At 59.9% G+C, this 18,423-nt stretch carries 15 protein-coding genes; 14 read left to right on the top strand and 1 reads right to left on the bottom strand.

Annotation, left to right across the window (positions count from 1 at the left end; all coding sequences use genetic code 11):
- Positions 1 to 296 precede the first annotated feature (296 nt).
- The 5 genes from carA to SFLMC1_RS03705 all read left to right on the top strand — a co-directional run bounded on the left by carA (position 297) and on the right by SFLMC1_RS03705 (position 7,847).
- Positions 297 to 1,736 carry a glutamine-hydrolyzing carbamoyl-phosphate synthase small subunit gene (gene carA / locus SFLMC1_RS03725; RefSeq protein WP_152074436.1) on the top strand — a complete coding sequence of 480 codons (1,440 nt, stop codon included), beginning with the start codon at positions 297 to 299 and terminating at the stop codon, positions 1,734 to 1,736.
- Position 1,737: 1 nt separating this feature from the next.
- Complete coding sequence (gene carB / locus SFLMC1_RS03720) at positions 1,738 to 5,052, top strand: carbamoyl-phosphate synthase large subunit (RefSeq protein ID WP_152074437.1); 3,315 nt, start codon at positions 1,738 to 1,740, stop codon at positions 5,050 to 5,052.
- Between the two features lie 811 nt (positions 5,053 to 5,863).
- Positions 5,864 to 6,328: a 5-(carboxyamino)imidazole ribonucleotide mutase gene (purE, locus tag SFLMC1_RS03715; RefSeq protein WP_006235810.1), complete on the top strand. Its 465-nt coding sequence runs from the start codon at positions 5,864 to 5,866 to the stop codon at positions 6,326 to 6,328.
- A gap of 36 nt (positions 6,329 to 6,364) precedes the next feature.
- A complete protein-coding gene (locus tag SFLMC1_RS03710; RefSeq protein WP_152074438.1) occupies positions 6,365 to 7,363 on the top strand; it encodes a class B sortase in 999 nt (332 codons plus the stop codon).
- Between the two features lie 67 nt (positions 7,364 to 7,430).
- Positions 7,431 to 7,847 (top strand): molybdenum cofactor biosynthesis protein MoaE, encoded by a 417-nt coding sequence (locus SFLMC1_RS03705; protein ID WP_226814277.1) that lies wholly within the window; start codon positions 7,431 to 7,433, stop codon positions 7,845 to 7,847.
- Between the two features lie 98 nt (positions 7,848 to 7,945).
- On the opposite strand, the gene SFLMC1_RS03700 is transcribed toward SFLMC1_RS03705, so the two are convergent.
- A complete protein-coding gene (locus SFLMC1_RS03700; RefSeq protein ID WP_152074440.1) occupies positions 7,946 to 9,175 on the bottom strand; it encodes a putative ABC transporter permease in 1,230 nt (409 codons plus the stop codon).
- A 285-nt stretch (positions 9,176 to 9,460) separates the two neighbouring features.
- Between SFLMC1_RS03700 and purF the strand changes: the two genes are divergently transcribed.
- From purF to SFLMC1_RS03655, 9 genes are all read left to right on the top strand, one after another.
- Positions 9,461 to 11,131, top strand: coding sequence for an amidophosphoribosyltransferase (purF, locus tag SFLMC1_RS03695; RefSeq protein ID WP_152074441.1), 1,671 nt, complete (start codon positions 9,461 to 9,463; stop codon positions 11,129 to 11,131).
- A gap of 157 nt (positions 11,132 to 11,288) precedes the next feature.
- Positions 11,289 to 12,392 carry a phosphoribosylformylglycinamidine cyclo-ligase gene (gene purM, locus SFLMC1_RS03690; RefSeq protein WP_152074442.1) on the top strand — a complete coding sequence of 368 codons (1,104 nt, stop codon included), beginning with the start codon at positions 11,289 to 11,291 and terminating at the stop codon, positions 12,390 to 12,392.
- Positions 12,382 to 13,080, top strand: coding sequence for a phosphoribosylglycinamide formyltransferase (purN, locus tag SFLMC1_RS03685; protein WP_152074443.1), 699 nt, complete (start codon positions 12,382 to 12,384; stop codon positions 13,078 to 13,080). The genes purM and purN overlap by 11 nt, the downstream gene beginning before the upstream one ends.
- Positions 13,081 to 13,353: 273 nt before the next feature.
- Complete coding sequence (locus SFLMC1_RS03680; RefSeq protein WP_152074444.1) at positions 13,354 to 14,820, top strand: ATP-binding protein; 1,467 nt, start codon at positions 13,354 to 13,356, stop codon at positions 14,818 to 14,820.
- A gap of 266 nt (positions 14,821 to 15,086) precedes the next feature.
- Positions 15,087 to 15,431, top strand: coding sequence for a type II toxin-antitoxin system RelB/DinJ family antitoxin (locus tag SFLMC1_RS03675; RefSeq protein ID WP_152074445.1), 345 nt, complete (start codon positions 15,087 to 15,089; stop codon positions 15,429 to 15,431).
- The gene (locus SFLMC1_RS03670) at positions 15,428 to 15,895 is read left to right on the top strand and encodes a PIN domain-containing protein (protein ID WP_222838023.1); all 468 of its coding nucleotides are present in this window, start codon (positions 15,428 to 15,430) and stop codon (positions 15,893 to 15,895) included. Before SFLMC1_RS03675 ends, SFLMC1_RS03670 begins: the two co-directional genes overlap by 4 nt.
- A gap of 65 nt (positions 15,896 to 15,960) precedes the next feature.
- Positions 15,961 to 16,428, top strand: a complete 468-nt coding sequence (locus tag SFLMC1_RS03665; RefSeq protein ID WP_152074447.1) for a PTS sugar transporter subunit IIA — start codon at positions 15,961 to 15,963, stop codon at positions 16,426 to 16,428.
- 187 nt (positions 16,429 to 16,615) lie between these two features.
- Positions 16,616 to 17,839, top strand: a complete 1,224-nt coding sequence (locus SFLMC1_RS03660) for a peptidylprolyl isomerase (protein ID WP_152074448.1) — start codon at positions 16,616 to 16,618, stop codon at positions 17,837 to 17,839.
- A 54-nt stretch (positions 17,840 to 17,893) separates the two neighbouring features.
- Positions 17,894 to 18,337: a GatB/YqeY domain-containing protein gene (locus SFLMC1_RS03655; protein WP_152074449.1), complete on the top strand. Its 444-nt coding sequence runs from the start codon at positions 17,894 to 17,896 to the stop codon at positions 18,335 to 18,337.
- Positions 18,338 to 18,423 lie beyond the last annotated feature (86 nt).

Here is an 18,423-nt window from a genome sequence, read left to right as displayed (position 1 = left end):
TCAATTTGGGACGGGGCTATTTTAGCTACCACGGCCGGTGGCACACCGGTTAGGTTGGTCGACGGCGTGGGTAGCTAAAATAGCCCCGTCCCAAATTGACTACTCGCCAACTGCACGCATGACAGGATGATTTTTTAATCCCCGTCCCAGAAAAATCATTATGCATAGAAAGTCATAATTATCATTTCGTAAACATTTCGATGAAATTAACGCAATGGCGCATGCTTGCGGTTACAATACCGCAAGGCCTAACTACCAACCTTTAAGCCGGTCCAGAGAGACCGGGAAGGAGAATTATGGCGAACAACCATACTGCGGGCATTGCTGCCCGCACCTTCGCGCCCAGCGAGCTTTGCCAGCGCATGCTGGCCAAAACCAGCAAGGGCACCTGTGGTCCCTGCATCCTGTACCTTGAGGATGGGACCATTTTTTATGGCCGTGCATGCGGTGCCGAGGGTACCGCGACCGGCGAGGTCTGCTTCAACACCTCGCTTGAGGGCTACTTTGAGGTCATGACCGACCCGAGCTATGCCGGCCAAATTGTAACCATGACCTATCCGCAGATCGGTAACTACGGCATCGACGAGACCGACGTCCAGTCGGCCTTCCCCGGCGATACCGATCGCCCCGCGAACGCTCCCGCCATGCGCGGCATGATCGTCCGCGACATGTGCGCCACGCCTTCCAACTGGCGCTCGGCCGTCAGCGTGTCGGAGTACCTGCGTGCCCACGGCATCGTCGCCATCGAGGGCGTCGACACCCGCGCTCTTGTGCGCCACCTGCGCGACAACGGCTCCAAGATGGGTATTATCTCGACGGAAATCTTTGACGTCGCCGAGCTTGCCGAGCGTCTGGCCGCAGCGCCGACGCTGGTGGGCGAGAACCTGGTCAAGACCGTGAGTTGCTCTGAGCCCCACGCTTTTGCCGCGATCGATCTGCCCGCTACGCATGGCTTTGCGCTTGCCCCTGCCGCTCCTGCCCGCCACAACGTGGTCGCCTACGACTGCGGCGTGAAGCGCGGCATCCTGGAGGGCCTCGTCCGCGCTGGCTGCGACCTTACCGTCGTGCCGTGGGATACGCCCGCCCAGCAGGTGCTCGACATGAATCCCGACGGCGTCTTTTTATCCAACGGCCCCGGCGACCCCGATGCCGTGGTGGAGACCTACGAGCAGGTGCAGCAGCTGATCGGCAAGGTGCCGGTCTTTGGCATTTGCCTTGGCCACCAGATGATCAGCTTGGCGTGCGGCGCCCAAATGGAAAAGCTTAAATTCGGTCACCGTGGCGGTAACCAGCCGGTTATGAACCTGGTGAGCCGTCGCGTGGAGATCACCGCGCAAAACCACGGCTTTGGCCTACTGTTCCCCAGTCTGGGCAAACTGATCCCGGAGCTTTCCGGCGGCGAGACCGAGCATGCGGCCGATGGCGACCTGCGCGCCTGGGTGCGTCGCGGCATCGCGCCGGTTGTGATGAACGAGCGCTTCGGCCGCATTCGCCTGACGCACGTGAACCTCAACGACGGCACCGCCGAGGGCATCCAGCTGCTCGACGCCCCGTGCTTCTCGGTCCAGTACCACCCCGAGGCCTCGCCCGGCCCCACCGATGCCCACTATCTCTTTACCGCCTTTATGCGACTCATGGACGGCGAGGAGAACTATCTGGCCATCGACACCGCGAAGGACCGCCTTGCCGGCTGGAATTTCGCCGAGTCCGAGAACGCTGCGACCGAGGAGAACTAACATGCCGAAACGTACTGACATCAAGCGCATCCTCGTCATTGGTTCGGGCCCCATCGTTATTGGCCAGGCCTGTGAGTTCGACTACTCCGGCGCCCAGGCCTGCAAGGTGCTCAAAGAGGATGGCTTTGAGGTCATCCTGGTCAACTCCAACCCGGCGACCATCATGACCGACCCGGGTCTTGCCGACCGCACCTATGTCGAGCCCATCACCGCCGAGTTTATCGAGCGCGTAATCAAGAAAGAGCGCCCGGACGCGCTGCTGCCCACGCTGGGCGGCCAGACCGGTCTGAACGCCGCCGTCGAGCTGGCGCAAGACGGCACGCTGGACAAGTACGGCGTCGAGATGATCGGCTGCGACCTGGCCGCTATCGAGCGCGGCGAGGACCGAAAGCTCTTTAACGAGGCCATGGCCGAGATTGGCCTGGAGGTCGCGCGCTCGGGCTATGCCTATAGCGTCGCCGACGCCGAGGCCATCGCCGAGCGCCTGGGATATCCCTGCGTGCTGCGCCCGAGCTTTACCCTCGGCGGTGCCGGCGGCGGCATCGCACACACCCACGAGGAGCTCGTCTCCATCGTGAGCCAGGGCCTGGAGCTCTCGCCCGCCCACGAGGTGCTGGTCGAGGAGTCCATCGAGGGCTGGAAAGAGTATGAGATGGAGGTCATGCGCGACCACGCCGGCAACGGCATCATCGTGTGCTCCATCGAGAATCTCGACCCCATGGGCGTGCACACCGGCGACTCCATCACCGTGGCTCCGGCGCAGACGCTCTCCGACCTTGAGTATCAGCGCATGCGCGTGGCCTCGCTCGCCATTCTGGAGAAGATCGGCGTTGAGACCGGTGGCTCCAACGTGCAGTTTGCCGTGAACCCCAACACCGGTCGCTTGATCGTCATCGAGATGAACCCGCGCGTGAGCCGTTCGTCCGCGCTGGCCTCCAAAGCCACGGGCTTCCCCATCGCTAAGGCTGCCGCGCGCCTGGCTGTGGGCTATACGCTCGACGAGATCGTCAACGACATCACCAAGGCCACACCCGCCTGCTTTGAGCCCACGATCGACTACTGCGTCGTTAAGGTGCCGCGCTTTGCCTTCGAGAAGTTCAAGGGGACCGACCCCACGCTCACCACGCGCATGAAGGCCGTGGGCGAGATCATGGCGATTGGCCGCACCTTTGAGGAGGCCTTCGGCAAGGCCATGCGCTCACTGGAGGACGGTCACCAGGGTATCTGCGCCGGTGGCAAGGAGGGCGCCGACAAGCTGAGCGACGACGAGCTCGCTCAGGCCGTGGCAACGCCGACCGAGCATCGCATTTTCTTTGTGGTCGAGGCCCTGCGCCGCGGCTGGGATGTCGCGCACATCCATGCCATCTGCGGCATCGATCCGTGGTACCTCAACCGCATCAACGATATGGTGCAGGTTCAGGAGAGCATCCGCGGCCTGCGTGTGGAGGACATTGACGCCGACGCGATGCGCCTGCTCAAGCAGTATGGCACGAGTGACGCCGAGATTGCCACGCTGACCGGCTCCGATGAGCGCTTTGTGCGTGCCTACCGCAAGGGTCTGGGCGTGGTCCCCAGCATGAAGACGGTCGATACCTGCGCTGCGGAGTTCTCGAGCGCCACGGAGTACCACTACAAGACGTACGAGAACATCTACCGCACGAGCCCGGATGCCAAGAAGCGCGTGGCTCCCGACGAGACCACGCCGGCGGACAAGCCCAAGGCGATGATCTTGGGCGCCGGTCCCAACCGCATTGGCCAGGGTATCGAGTTCGATTACTGCTGCGTGCACGCGAGCTACGCGCTGGCGGCCCGCGGCTTCGAGACCATCATGGTCAACTGCAACCCCGAGACCGTTTCGACCGACTACGACACGTCCGACCGCCTGTACTTTGAGCCGCTCACCTACGAGGACGTCATGGATGTCATCGATGTTGAGCGACCCGACGGCGTCGTGGTGACGCTCGGCGGCCAGACTCCGCTTAAGCTGGCGCGCATGCTCGAGGAGAGCGGCGTGAACATTATGGGCACCAAGCCCGATGCCATCGACTTTGCCGAGGATCGCGAGCGCTTCGCCGCCCTGCTCGATAAGCTGGGCATCATGTACCCGCCGGCGGGCCAGGCCACCTCGTTTGAGGAGGCCGAGGCCGTGGCCGCGCACATCGGCTACCCGCTGCTGGTGCGTCCGAGCTACGTGCTGGGCGGCCGCGGCATGATGATCGCCTACGATGCCGAGCATCTGCGCGATTACATGGCCGAGGCTGCGCGCATTAGTCCCGACTACCCGGTGTACCTGGACCGCTTCCTGGAGGGTGCGATCGAGTCCGACGTCGACGCTCTGTGCGACGGCGAAGCGGTCTACATCGGCGGTATCCTGGAGCATATCGAGGAGGCCGGTATTCACTCCGGCGACTCCGCGACCTGCATCCCGCCGTTCAGCTTTAGTGAGAGTCTGCAGGCGAAGCTCCGCGAGACCACGCGCCGCATCGCGATGGCGCTGGGCGTACGCGGCCTGGTTAACGTACAGTACGCCATCAAGGGCGAGACCGTCTACGTGATCGAGGCCAACCCGCGCGCGAGCCGTACCGTGCCGTTTATCTCCAAGGCCACCGGCGTGCCGCTGGCCAAATGTGCCGCACGTATCATGGCAGGCGATTCCATCGCGAGCCTGGGCCTGCCGAGCGACGAGCGTCAGCTTGACTGGTTCTGCATGAAGGAAGCCGTTATGCCCTGGGGCCGTTTCCCGGGAGCCGATGTTATCCTTGGGCCCGAGATGAAGTCGACGGGCGAGGTCATGGGCATTGCCAAGAGCTATCCCGAGGCATACGCCAAGACGCAGCTGGCGATCGACTACAAGCTGCCCGACCCCAGCGCCGGCAAGGTATTCGTCAGCGTGTGCGACCGCGACAAGCGTCACATCCTTTCGGTCGCGCGTATCCTGCGCTACCTGGACTTTGATATCTGTTCCACCGAGGGCACGGCGCGCGTGCTGCGCGGCGGCAATGTGACGTGCGAAGTCGTGGAGAAGATCAGCGGGCCGCACGACGGCGAGTGCCCCAACATCGGCGACCTCATCGCCGATGGCAAGATTGCGGTAATCATCAACACGCCGTACGGTCCGGGCTCGCGTGGCGATGGCTACCTGCTGCGTACCGAGGCCGTGCGTCGCGGCGTGACCTGCGTGACGGCGATGTCTGCGGCCAACACGTACGTGAGTGCCATCGAGGCCGTGCGCGAGGACCAGCGGGGTCACGGCAGCGCCAACGACATGGGCATGGACGTCATCGCCCTGCAGGACCTGCCACAGCACACGGTGTAGTGTGACCTGGTCGGCCGGGGCGGGGGCCGAGTTTCCCCCTTCGCTCCGGCTGCAAGCAGAGTCGCTCAGTGGGAAACTCGGCCCCCGCCCCGGCCTGCGGCGACTTGGGTGCACCGTGTGCGGCCGAAGGGGCTTTGTGCGATGACTAAGGCTAAATAGAAAATGAGAGTGGGCCCTGCCGTTCGTTCGAGCGGCAGGGCCCACTCTTTGTATGGAGGCCTTTTTACTGTTAGTCGAGGACGCCTCTGGACAGTTAGTTCAAATTCGTATTTTCTAGAGAGTAGGAGAAGGCTGATTTGGACTCATTCGGCCTACTTTTGGCAATCTGAATCGATCAAGATGCTCAGCCAAGCCGGGAACGGCCCAATACTGGGTCCGCGTCGGCTTCCAAGCGGCAATTTCGTGCCCAAGGCCACGGCCAAATTATACGTATCTGAACTAACTGCCCATCACTCTCCGTCAACCTTTTCATCCAAACCAAATCAGCCAACGTACGTCATGGCAACCCCCGGTAGGTCCCCGGGTGCCCCGCGGCGGGCTGGGTTTATTGTCTGAGCGACTTTGCGAAGCAGCCGGAACTCATTTATTTCAGCCAACGTACGTCATGGCAATATCCGGTAGGTCGCAGGGCGCTTCGCGGACGGGCCAGGCTTTATCTGAACGACTTTGCGAAGCAACCGGAGTGAAGATAAAGCCTGGCCCGTCCGCGAAGCGCCACAAAGACCGCAGGGACGGGAGCAGCTATACTACTCTCAGTAGTTAAGGGTCGCGGATCCGCCGCGTCACCGCTCTCAACAGGAGGTCTTTGTTTATGGCAGATCAGAAGCCGGTTGTCGGGATCATCATGGGTTCCAAGTCCGATCTGGGCGTTATGGAAGGTTGCACCGCCGAGCTCGAGGCACTGGGCGTGCCCTACGAGCTCGTGATCGCGAGCGCGCACCGCACGCCGGCGAAGGTCCATGAGTGGGCCTCGACTGCTGCCGACCGCGGCATCAAGGTGATTATCGCCGCTGCCGGCAAGGCTGCTCACCTGGGCGGTGTCGTGGCCGCGTTTACGCCGCTGCCGGTTATTGGCGTGCCCATGAAGACGAGCGACCTGGGTGGTATGGACTCGCTGCTGTCGATGGTGCAGATGCCTTCGGGCGTGCCCGTGGCCTGTGTTGCCATCAACGGTGCCAAGAACGCTGCCATCTATGCCACACAGATTCTGGGTGCCTGTGACCCCGAGTACCGCAAGGTTATCGAGAAGATGAAGCAGGAGATGGCCGATGCCTAAGCGGCTTGCCATTCCGTTGTAATCATAGGGAGAGTCATGTCCGACTATCAGGGAAAACGTTTCTCGGCTTCTCAGATCCCCGATCCGGCCAAGTCGGGGTCGGCCCGCTCCATGCGGCAGGGTCGGGCATCTTCTCCTCAGCAGGCTCGTGCGCCGCGTCCTGTAACGCCGGCGAAGCATTGCCGTCCGGATACACCTGCTGCATATCGCCCTTCGTCATACAGTGCGGCCAAGAAGTCGCCTCGCTCTTCGGCGTATGCCGCACCATCGAGCTATACCGAGCCGCCACGCAAAAAGCGGTGCTCCGTCGTCCCCATTCTGCTCATCATCATCGGCATTGGCCTGATCGTTGCTGCGGCCGCCATCTTTATCAACGCGCAGATTGGCTACAAGCAGGCGAGCGAGTCGTATCAAAAAATCGAAAAGCAATATGTGAGCGACAAGGACGCCAGCGGCGTGCCGATCATTGACTTCAACGCGCTTGCCCAGACAAATCCCGAGGTTGTGGGTTGGATTTACGTGCCTGGCACCAACATCAACTACCCCGTGGTGCAGACCAACAACAACTCCAAGTACCTCAACACGCTGTTTGACGGTACGGCCAATGCGTCTGGTGCCATCTTTTTGGATAGCGACGATACCGCGCCGGGCATGGTGGATCAGCAGACCACGATCTACGGCCATCACATGAACGACGGCTCAATGTTCAACGTGATTTCGGACACGACCGATCAGGCGACATTCGACAGCATGGAATACGTGTACTACATCACGCGCGATGCGACGTATAAGTTGCGCCCGCTGGCGACCAAGGTGGTCGAGGACACGTATGCCAAGGCGCGCACGCCCAACTTTGAGGGCGCTGACGGACTGAAGAATTACCTGTCTGAGATGCTCGACGGTGCCTCTGCCGTGGCGAGCGATGCTACCGACCGCGCTGCTTCGGCAACCAAGATCGTTACGCTTGTGACCTGCCGTTCGCTGTCGCTGAGCAACACCCGTGCCGTCATGGTGCTCACACCGGTCGAAGAATAAGGTGCTCGAGAGTAGCTAAAAGAGCCCCGTCCCAAATTAGCTATTCGACGACGGTAAGGGAGAAATGATGTTCGAGAACGGCAAAACGATGCCTTCGATTGATGCCTGGCTGCGCGAGGCCAAGGCCGATGCTTCGGCGGCTGGCTGCGGCATGTACCTGACACACAACGGCGTGGTGCGCGCAACGCCAAAATCCGAGGTACGCGGCATCGAGACCGGTGGCGTGGCACCTGGACACAGGGTGGGCGGCATGGTGTTTGGCTTCGATGCCGAAAAGGTGCAGGCCGCTATCGAGGCAACGCACGCGATGCCGGGTATCGGCTATGTGCGCGTGTGGCTGGCGAGCGGAGAGCTTGCCGTGGGCGACGACATCATGCTCGTGCTCATTGGCGGGGACATTCGCCCGCATGTGGTCGATGCGCTGCAGGAACTCGTTGGCACCATCAAGAATGAATGCGTGAGTGAGGTCGAGCGCGAGGCGTAGGGCCGGCAGCAGCACTCGCCAAAAAAGCCCGCTGGCAGTTCAAATCAGTCTGCCAGCGGGCTTTTCCGTGCGTTGGAAAATCTCGGCATTGCGTGGCGCTACACGCGCGTTGCATCCTTGGGGCTCATGGTCATGCTCTGGAAGCGATTCTCCATGTACTCGTTATCGAAATACTGTCCGTAGAACTGCGCGACGGGAATATGCGGCTCCGTGCCGTTGACGCGCTGGTACCAATAATCGAGCGACTGCAGCGTCATAACGCCATCGACCAGCATAATGACGGTGAAGAGGACGGTAGCCGAGTAGCGACTCTTCCACGGAATCATGTTGATGAGCTTGAGCAGCCTCGGCAGCAGCAGCTTGATCCAGATAAGGCCACCAAGGCCCCACAGGCAGGCAAAGCCCGTGCAGGTGCGTCCGCCCGTAAGGACGGCGAGTGGGTCGGGCATGCCGAACAACTTCATGTGCGAGTAGCTCCACGAGACCACGCCAAATGAGGTCTGCATAAACCAGCCCACGAACACCTCAAAGCTCGCGCCGAGCACAGCACTTACCAGGAAAATGATGATGGGGCTCTTTTTGTAGAAGCGGTTGAGCACCATGGTCATGAGCACGGCGCCAAATCCGTAGATGGGGCTGAAGGGGCCAAACAGCATGCCGGCGCGGTTCTGGTAGACGCCCGGGTCGTCGACCGTCATATGCCAGATGTCCTCGGCGACCAGGCCGAGCACGCAGCAGACAAAGAATACCCAGAACAGGTTGAAGTAGTTGAGCTTGATGTAGCCTTCGCCGGTCTCATCGCGTCCGAGCATACCCTCGGCGGCGGCGTCGCGGTCGAGCATCTCCTGCAGGCGGCGCTGCAGTTCGCGCTCCTGACGAAGCGTGGGGTCGACGGTGGCCGAAAGCGCGACGAGGATGCCGAGCTGGATGGCGGGGCGCAGCAAGAACGGCCCGATACCCTGGAGCATCACGTCGACCAAAAGCTCAACGACGGTAAATGCGATAAGGATATAGGAGAGGCGCGCGGCGTTACGGCGCTGGTTCTTGATAAGGTCCAGGCCAAAGATGATCAGGATGACGGCACTTGCCGCAGAGAGCATGATGCCGGCGACGATGAGTCCAACCGCGAGCAGCATATTGTCGCCGAGCTTTTCGGCGGCGTTGCCGTTAATGAGCGCGGTGATGACCTGCCACATAAAGGCGGCGACCGACGGGAGTGTGCTCACGCCGGACAGGATGCACAGGACGGCGTACACCTTAATGATGAGCGGGATCTTCTTGACCTCCGTGGCGCTGGGGACGCTGGGGTCGAGTTCGTTTCGATTCATACAGAACCTTTCTCGCTTTGTTTCAGGTTATAAGGATACGCCGCCGACCTGCCAAAAGACAGGACGAACGTCCCAATTACAACTTTGTAATCCCCAACGGTGGACGCGGCGGCCATCTGGGGGCGTGGGCGCTTGCGCTAGACAGACCGATAAAATGTTTGGCCGCAAAACTGATTATAAGCTCGGTGGGCTTTTAAAAAGCGCTGCTCATGCGCGGGAGTGCCTGTCTTGCCGTGCGTATAATAGGGCGGGTAACGCCAAATAACGAGGCTCTGAGGGGATGCCATGTCTCAAGAAACCATCCGCGCGGCCGAGCGTGCCACGGGACAGGTGGCGACCATGTCGACGTATGATCCGGACTCCGACCAGCTGCATGAGGAATGCGGTGTTTTTGGTGTGTGGGCACCCGATCGCGATGTGGCTCGACTGACATACTTTGGTCTGCGCGCGCTGCAGCATCGCGGTCAGGAATCGGCGGGAATCGCCGTGGGCGATGGCGGCACGGTTATGGTTCGTAAAGACCTGGGACTGCTCGATCGCGTGTTCTCCAACGCCGACCTGTCGACGCTCTCCGGCCAGCTGGCCGTGGGCCACGTGCGCTATGGCACCGCCGGCGCCAAGAGCTGGGAAGCCTCGCAGCCGCATCTTTCTACCATCAATAGCGTCATCATCGCGCTTGCTCACAACGGCACTCTGGTTAATACCGACGAGCTACGCCGTCAGCTGATCGAGCTGGGCGTACCGTTCCTCTCCAATTCGGATTCCGAGGTCGCGACCAAGCTTATCGGCTACTTTACCCAGCGTACGGGCCACCTGCGCGAGGGCATTCGCAAGACCATGGAGCTCGTGCGCGGCGGCTACGCCATGACGCTCATCAACGAGCAGGCGCTCTACGCTTTCCGCGACCCGCATGGCATTCGCCCACTGGTGCTGGGCAAGCTCGTGGACGAGGGTCTGGATCAGGCCGACACCGCTTCTGTTTCGCAGCTGCCCTCGCAAGACGGTGCCTCGACGGTCGACTCCGCCGTCCATGTCACGCACGCCGGCGGCTGGGTCGTTGCCTCCGAGACTTGTGCGCTCGACATTGTGGGCGCCGAGTACGTGCGTGATGTTCGTCCTGGCGAGATTTTGCGCATCAGCGCCGAGGGCCTGGTATCCGAGCAGGGCGTGCCCGCAGCCGAAGAGTCCGCCAACTGCATCTTTGAGCAGGTCTACTTTGCCCGCCCCGATTCCATCATGAACGGTAAGAGCGTCTACGCCTGCCGTTATGACATGGGTCGTCAGCTGGCACACGAGGAGCCCGTCGATGCCGACCTGGTCATTGGCGTGCCCGACTCCGGCCTGCCGCCCGCGGAGGGCTATTCGCACGAGAGCGGCATTCCCTTTGGCGAGGGACTCATCAAGAATCGCTATGTGGGCCGTACGTTTATCGAACCCACGCAGGAGCTGCGCGCCATGGGCGTGCGTATGAAACTCAACCCGCTGCGCGACAACATCGAGGGCAAGCGCCTGGTCGTCATCGACGACTCCATCGTCCGCGGCACCACCATGGTGCAGCTCGTCAAGATGCTGCGCAACGCCGGCGCCAAGGAGATTCATATCCGCATCAACTCGCCCGAGGTCATCTGGCCGTGCTTCTACGGCATCGATACCGACGTGCAGTCGCAGCTTATCAGCGCCAACAAGACGGTCGATGAGATTTGCGAGTATATCGGCGCCGATTCGCTTGCCTTCCTTTCGGTCGAGGGCCTGCTTAAGGTCATGCCCAAGGGCGGTTACTGCGATGCGTGCTTTACCGGACGCTATCCCGTGGCGATTCCCGAGAGCTTTGGCCGCGACAAGTTCATGGAGGGCTTTAAGCCCCGTAACCTGGACAAGCCGCTGCACTTTGACGACGACGCCGTGGTCGAGAAATATGTCGATCGCAGCTGGGAAGAGGAGCACAGTGAGGCCTAAAACCTGCCATTTAGGGACAGGTTTATTTTGGCAGGTTTTATCTGCTGTTTTGTTGATATGACGGCGCGTGTTGTTATGACGCGCGCCGAAATGAACGCAACTATGAGCACCGTTTGGCGCCCGCGCGGCGCCACGGTAGTGGGAGAGGAAGGCTCAGATGAGCGACAGCAAGCATGTGACGTACGAGGACGCCGGCGTCGATACCGCCGAGGGCGGCCGCGCCGTCGACGCTATTAAGCAGATGGTCAAGGACACCAACCGCCCCGAGGTTATCGGCGGCATCGGCGGCTTTGGCGGCCTGTTCTCGGCCGCCGCGCTTAAGGATATGGAAGACCCGATCCTGATCAGCGGCACCGACGGCGTGGGTACCAAGCTCGTGCTCGCCCAGATCATGGACCGTCACGAGACGGTGGGCCAGGACCTGGTTGCCATGTGCGTCAATGACATTTTGGCTTCGGGCGCCGAGCCGCTGTTCTTCCTGGACTACGTTGCCATCGGTCACATTGAGGCCGAGCACATGGCAAAGATCATCAAGGGCGTGGCTGACGGCTGCAAGCTCGCGGGCTGCGCGCTCGTGGGCGGCGAGATGGCCGAGCACCCGGGCGTCATGGCTCCCGCCGACTACGATCTCGCCGGCTTTACCGTGGGCGTCATCGACCGTCCCAAGATGCTCGACCCCGCAAACGTCCGCCCCGGCGACGTGATTTTGGGCCTGCCTTCCACCGGCGTGCACTCCAACGGCTACTCGCTCGTGCGTAAGGTCATCGGCGTCGACGGAATCAAGCCGGGCACGCCCGAGGCCGCCGCTAAGGCCGAGGAGCTAAGCCGTCCGCTCGAGGAGCTCGGCGGCGCATCGCTGGCCGATGCCCTGCTGGCCCCCACGCGCATCTACGTCAAGCCGATTCTGGAGTTGCTCCGCGGCGGCGCCAACGTTCACGCCATTGCCCATATCACCGGTGGCGGTATCACCGAGAACCTCAACCGCGCACTTGCCGACGATGTCGATGCCGTGGTCACCCGCAACGGCGCCGAGATGGGCTGGGACGTTCCGCCCGTCATCACCTACGTGTCGCGCCAGGCCGAGCTCGCGCCCAACGAGGCATGCAAGACCTTCAACATGGGCGTTGGCCTGTGCCTGATCGTCGCCCCCGAGGACGAGGCCGCCGTGACCGAGGCCCTGGTCGCGCTGGGCGAGAAGCCGTTCCGCGTGGGCGAGTGCGTCGAGGGTTCCGGTAAGGTCGTGTACTCTGATGAGCGCTAACGAGCAGATGGCTGCTGCCGAGGGCCTGGGCTTTGTGCCCTACACCCGTCCGACCGGCACCGATACGGACGAGCCGCTCAAGATCGGCGTGCTTATCAGCGGTTCGGGTACCAACCTGCAGGCGCTGATCGATCTGATCGCCGGCGGCAAGCTCAACGCCTCGATTGAGCTGGTGGTGTCCAGCCGTCCTTCGGCCAAGGGCTTGCAACGCGCCGAACGCGCGGGCATCCAGACACTCACGCTGTCCAAGGATGTCTATGCCGACCCCATCGCCGCCGACGAGATCATCGCGCATGAGCTGCTCGAGCGCGGCTGCGAGTACGTGGTGATGGCCGGTTACATGCGCATGGTGCACACGCCGCTGCTGGCGGCGTTCCCCAACCGCGTGGTCAACCTGCATCCGGCGCTGCTGCCGAGCTTTACCGGTGCCCATGCGATCGACGATGCGTTTGCTCGCGGCGTCAAGGTGACCGGTGTGACCGTACACTTTGCCAACGAGATCTACGACAACGGCCCCATCATCGCCCAGCGTGCGCTGGCTGTTGAGGAGGGCTGGGACGTCGACACGCTCGAGGAGCACATCCACGCGATCGAGCACGTGCTGTACCCCGAGGTCGTGCAGATGCTCGCCGACGGGCGCGTCCACGTGCTGGAGAGCGGCAAGGTCGCCGTGGATCCTGCGAAATAATGACTCGCTGTAAAGGCGGTTGGGCGTAGCGAATACGTCTAACCGCCTTTTTTATTGCGCTATGTGCCGCCCGGCTTAGTTGAATTGAGCAGTTAGCTCTTCTTGCCTGTCAATTACGGTAGTCGACTCTTTCGCAGAGAACGAAGCTTTCCGCCTTGAGATTAACTGGGAAAACGACCAGAAAACTTGGTCTCCAGCTTCAAATTGCGCATAATTCTATTTATCATCTATTTATCATTTTGTTATCAAAATGAGCGCAAGGAGGCAGGCTCAATGGGTGAAGCAGATGACATGGAGCTGATTTATTCACTTATCGGCTATCCTGATGAAACCGAGTGGCTTGAGTTCAAAGAGGGTAATAGCGACCCCGTTAGAACGGGGCGTGACATCTCGGCGCTTGCCAACGCTGCCGCTTACTACGGCCGTGCATATGCCTATAAGATCTGGGGTGTGAACAACGATACTCATGAGCTTGTGGGCACCCAGTTCAACCCATATCACGCAAAGGGTAAGGGAAACCAAGAGCTTTTGATGTGGCTCAAGCTTGCGCTCTCAAACAATGCGAATTACGAGTTTGCGGTTATTGATCATGAGACAAAGCAATTTGTGGTGCTGAAAGTGCACGCCGCGAACGCTCAGCCGGTCTATTTTGATAAGACCGCCTACATCCGAGAGGGATCTTCGACGGCAGAACTGCTTCCTGGTAGTGCGCGAGAGGCGGAGCTGTGGCGGCGCTTGCAGGCGGGGAACGCGGAGCTCGCTGTAGTTGAGAGCGATCTGACGCCTCAAGAGGTCGCCGAGATTCTGGATATTGATGCATATTTTGAACTGTGCAGATTGAGGAGACCCGTCGATCTGGACGGAGTAATTCTTGCTCTCTGTGAACAAGAGCTGATTCATCGCCAAGACAACGGCCGTTATAACATGACGCGCTTGGGGGTGCTTCTGGTGGGAAAGAGGCTCTCTCGCTATCCGGAGCTCAGAAAACGCATGCTGCGAATTGTGCGATATGCGGGAAAAGGCAGCTTTGACATTATTGGTGATACTGAAATCGATAAGGGTTACGCTTTAGCGCTCCCGCAGGCTGAGCAACTGATCATGTCGATGATTCCGGCTGTTGAGACGTTGGATGGCGCATTTCGACGCATCCAGACGGCCTACCCCCAAAGGGCGATTCGCGAACTGCTATCAAATGCCGTGATCCATCAAGACATTGCTGACAACACGGCGGGGCCTCTTGTTGCGATTTACGACAATCGCATCGAGTTTTCTAATCCCGGGACAACGCTTATTCCGGCAGAACGCGTGCTCAACGCGCAGCCGAAAACGCGCAATTCGATGATGGCGTCCCTCATGCGCCAAATGGATCTTTGCGAAGAAGGCGGTACGGGCTGGGATTTAATCGTAGATTCGCTCGAAAAAGCCGGCATGCCTTCACCGGTTATCAAGAGTGAGGGCGGGCTGGGAACACTCGTGACGCTCTATTGCGATTGCCCATATACTCGAATGAAAAAAAGCGAACGAAAAAATGCTGTGTACTGGCATGCTTGTCTTTTGTACGCCCAAGGCGAGTCGATGAGCAATCAGTCACTGCGAGAGCGTTTTGGACTTTCCGATGAAAAGAAAAACACGGTGGCGATGTCTCGTCTAATCAGAGAGTGCCTAGAAGAGGCATTGATAAAGGAAGAGGACGAGGATGCGGGCGTCAAATATCGAAGGTATATTCCGTATTGGGCCTAAAGGGCAGAAGTGGGAAAATGAGACAGCTTGTGTTTGTTAATGACGAAGCGCTGTTGTGACTTAACTATCGAAAAAGCTGAGGGGGCTTATGGAATCACATGTGCCCCAATCGGCTTTTACTATCTCTTTGATTTCGGGCTCCTGATAACGTGGCGGGTGTCATTTCCATCCCAAGAAATCCGATAGGGCCTCGTCCGTGTGTGGGCGGGGCCCTTTGTGCGGACTTTCATGTTTGCTATACTGCTAGCAAGTAGGAAGGAGCCGCTATGGGAACGACAATGGTGCAGCTCAACACGCGAATTGATCCTATGCTCAAGGCTGGTGGCGATGCGGTCCTGACTCGCAATGGATTGGGGCCGAGTGATGCCATTCGCGCGCTTTGGGCCTATCTTGTCGAGCATCAAGCGTTGCCGGGATTTATGCTGGCGGATAAGCGTGAGCTGCCCCGTGCAGAGAGCCTGGCCGAGCAGGGGTGTGGCCTGGCTTTTTCCTCGTTGGGGTTAAGCGCGTCGGATTTTGCACCGGCTGAATCTTCGGCGGAAGACTGGGACGCCGTACGGGATGATATGTATGATGCGATGATTGCCGACATCGAGGCGAATTGCCGATGATTGAGGCAAAGCATCTCTTGGTAGATACGAACGTTTGGCTCGATTATTACCTGCAAGAGGGGGCGTTCGACGAAGCGAGAAGATTGGTTGAACTGGCCGAGCCAGGCAAGATCGACCTTCTGTATGCGCCAACGACGGCAAAGGATGTATTCTATATTTTGCCTCGGCGTCTAGCCCGGCGGAACGTGAATGGGATGAACGTGTCGTTTGCCTCGGCGTCATGGGCCTGCATTGAGCACATGATGCAGGTGGCAACCGCCTCTCCGCTTTCGTTGGCAGAGTGCGAGATGGCGCGCATGCTTGGCAAGCGCATGCCGGATCTTGAAGACAATCTCATCATCGCTTCGGGCGAGACGGCAGACGTTGACTACGTAGTCACGAGCGACCGGCGCATGCTGGAGGAGATGTCCGAAGTTTGCCTGACGCCTGCCCGCGCACTCGATATGATTGGGATCCTAAACTGACCTTGCCTGTCTCGTTTCGCTATCATATGGGGCATTGTGAACCTCATACAACTTTGGAGGACGGTATGGCGGATAACGCCGAGATGCTATTCTCGCCTGAGCTGGTGTTTTTTGATTGGGAGTGCGCGACGCCGGGTGAGGTGTTTGCGCGCCTCGAGGGTGAGCTTGCCCCGCGCGGCTACATTGCATCCGGTTGGCTCGATGCCGTCCGCGCGCGCGAGGATGCCTATCCCACGGGCCTTGCCATGCCGGCGGCCAACATCGCCATCCCGCACACCGATCCGGGGTTTGTTGCTAAGCCCTACATCGCGGTGGTGAAGCCCGCATCGACCGTGACGTTCAGTGCTATGGCAGGCATGGGTTCTCCCGTGCCGGCGCAGGTCATCATCAATCTGGGCATTGCCGAGCCGGGCGGCCAGGTCGAGGCCCTGCAAGCGCTTATGAATATCTTTATGGATGCCGACGCCGCAGCCGATGTGCTCGGCCAGACCACGTGCCAAGGCATGGTCGATGCCATCCGCCGCCGCTTTTAGGGTCGGCACTTGGGGACTGTCCCAAACTGCCGGCAGAAAAGGAACGTCCCTACTTGCCGTCTGCCAGAGCGGTCCCCTTTGCACCAAAATGGTGCAGATTAACCTGTCCCCCATGCACCAGGTGTGCTGCGGGGGCTGCGTTGTGACACAATGGCGTTTGTTCGATTCGTGATGCGAAAGGCCAAACATGGCAAATAAGAAAAAGAACCCCGAGGCCGCACCGACGCCCGAGCAACAGGCTCGCGCCGCCTCCAGCTCTCGTCAGAAGCAGCGCAAGACCTATGTGTCCAAGACCGTCAAGATCGTCCTGGTGGTCATCGGCGTGCTGGCAATGCTGCTTTCCGTCTCGGCCATGGCGTGCTCCGGCCTGATGTCACAGACTGAAAGCGCCAGCTCGGGCTATAAGCTCACTGGTGGCGTGGCTGCTACCATCAATGGCACCAACCTCACCGAGGACACCGTGACCAAGCAGATCATGAGCATGCGCACGTCCCATGGCTACACCAAGGACAAGGACTGGGCGCAGTATCTGGTCAACAACGATCTCACGCCCAAAAAGTACCGCAAGCAGCTCATCGACTCCTACACGCAGCAGATTCTGCTTCAACAGGCGCAGAAGGAAAACGGCGTGACCGTCTCGGACGAGGAGGTCGAGAAGGCCTGGAAGGACGCCTGCAAGAGGTCCGGTGGCGCCAAGGCCTTTAAGAAGACGCTTAAGACCTATGGCTACACCGAGGACACTTACAAGGACTCGCTCAAGGAGAGCCTGGCGCAGCAGAAACTCAAGGATGCAGTAGCACCCACAAGCAAGCCCAAGGACAGCGAGATTGTCGATTACATCAACGAGAACCTGTCCAAATACAATGGCGCCCGTCGCTCGTCGAATATTCTGATCAAGGTCGATTCTGACGCATCTGACGAGGACAAGGCTGCCGCCAAGGCCAAGGCGCAGGAGTGCCTGGACAAGATTAACTCCGGCGAGCTGAGCTTTGAGGACGCTGTGAAGCAGTACTCCGACGATACCGGCTCCAAGGATAAGAAGGGCGATGTGGGCTGGGACAAGCTCACCACCTTCGTCGACAGCTACCAGAAGGCGCTCGAGGGGCTCAACAAGGGCGGTGTGAGCGACGTCGTCGAGTCGACCTATGGTTACCACATCATCAAGTGCACCGACTACTTCCATGTCGATAGTCAAGTCGATGACATCAAGCAGGTACCCAAGGACATCAAGAAGTACGTCTCCAACGTGGTGAAGACGCAGGCAGAGAGCGCTGCGTACAGCGAGTGGCTGGAGCAGTACAAGAAGGACGCCGACATCACCGTTAACCCCATGCCCAAGGATGTGCCGTACAACGTCAGCCTGAAGGGCATCACCAAGAGTTCGGCCGACGATTCGTCGAAGACTGAGTAATCATGGGGCGGTGCTCGTGCGAGTGCCGCCCGCACTATTGAGGAGGATTTGCAGATGACCAACGAAGAGCTGCAGAAGGAAATGATTGCGGCTATGAAGGCTAAGGACAAGGTTCGCCTGTCCATCATTCGCCAGGTCAAGGCCGAGGTGAAGAATATCGAGGTCAACGAGCGCCGCGATGTGACCGAGGAAGACGTCAACAGTATGATCAAGCGTCTGATTAAGCAGACGAGCGAGACGCTGGAGATGTCCATCAAGGCCGGCACCGACCAAGAGCGTACCGACAATCTGACCGAGCAGGTCAAGATTCTGGAGAGCCTGCTGCCCGCGCAGGTTTCGGGCGAGGAGCTCGAAACCCTGATTGATCAGGTTATCGCCGAGCTGGGCGCCACGTCCAAGAAGCAGATGGGCCAGGTCATGGGCGCGCTCGGCAAGGCCACCGGCGGCAACTTCGACAAGCCGGCCGCGGCAAGGATCGTGGGCGCAAAGCTTGCGTAATTTGTTACGCGGTTTTACCAAACCGCGTGACGGCTCGACGCTGCAAGCCCGTACACGCGGCAATCTGACGTTCAATTTCAAGGGCG

It is taken from the genome of Collinsella aerofaciens (assembly GCF_901212495.1).
Lineage (GTDB): Bacteria > Actinomycetota > Coriobacteriia > Coriobacteriales > Coriobacteriaceae > Collinsella > Collinsella aerofaciens_H.
This window is presented reverse-complemented; position numbering and strand designations above follow the sequence as displayed.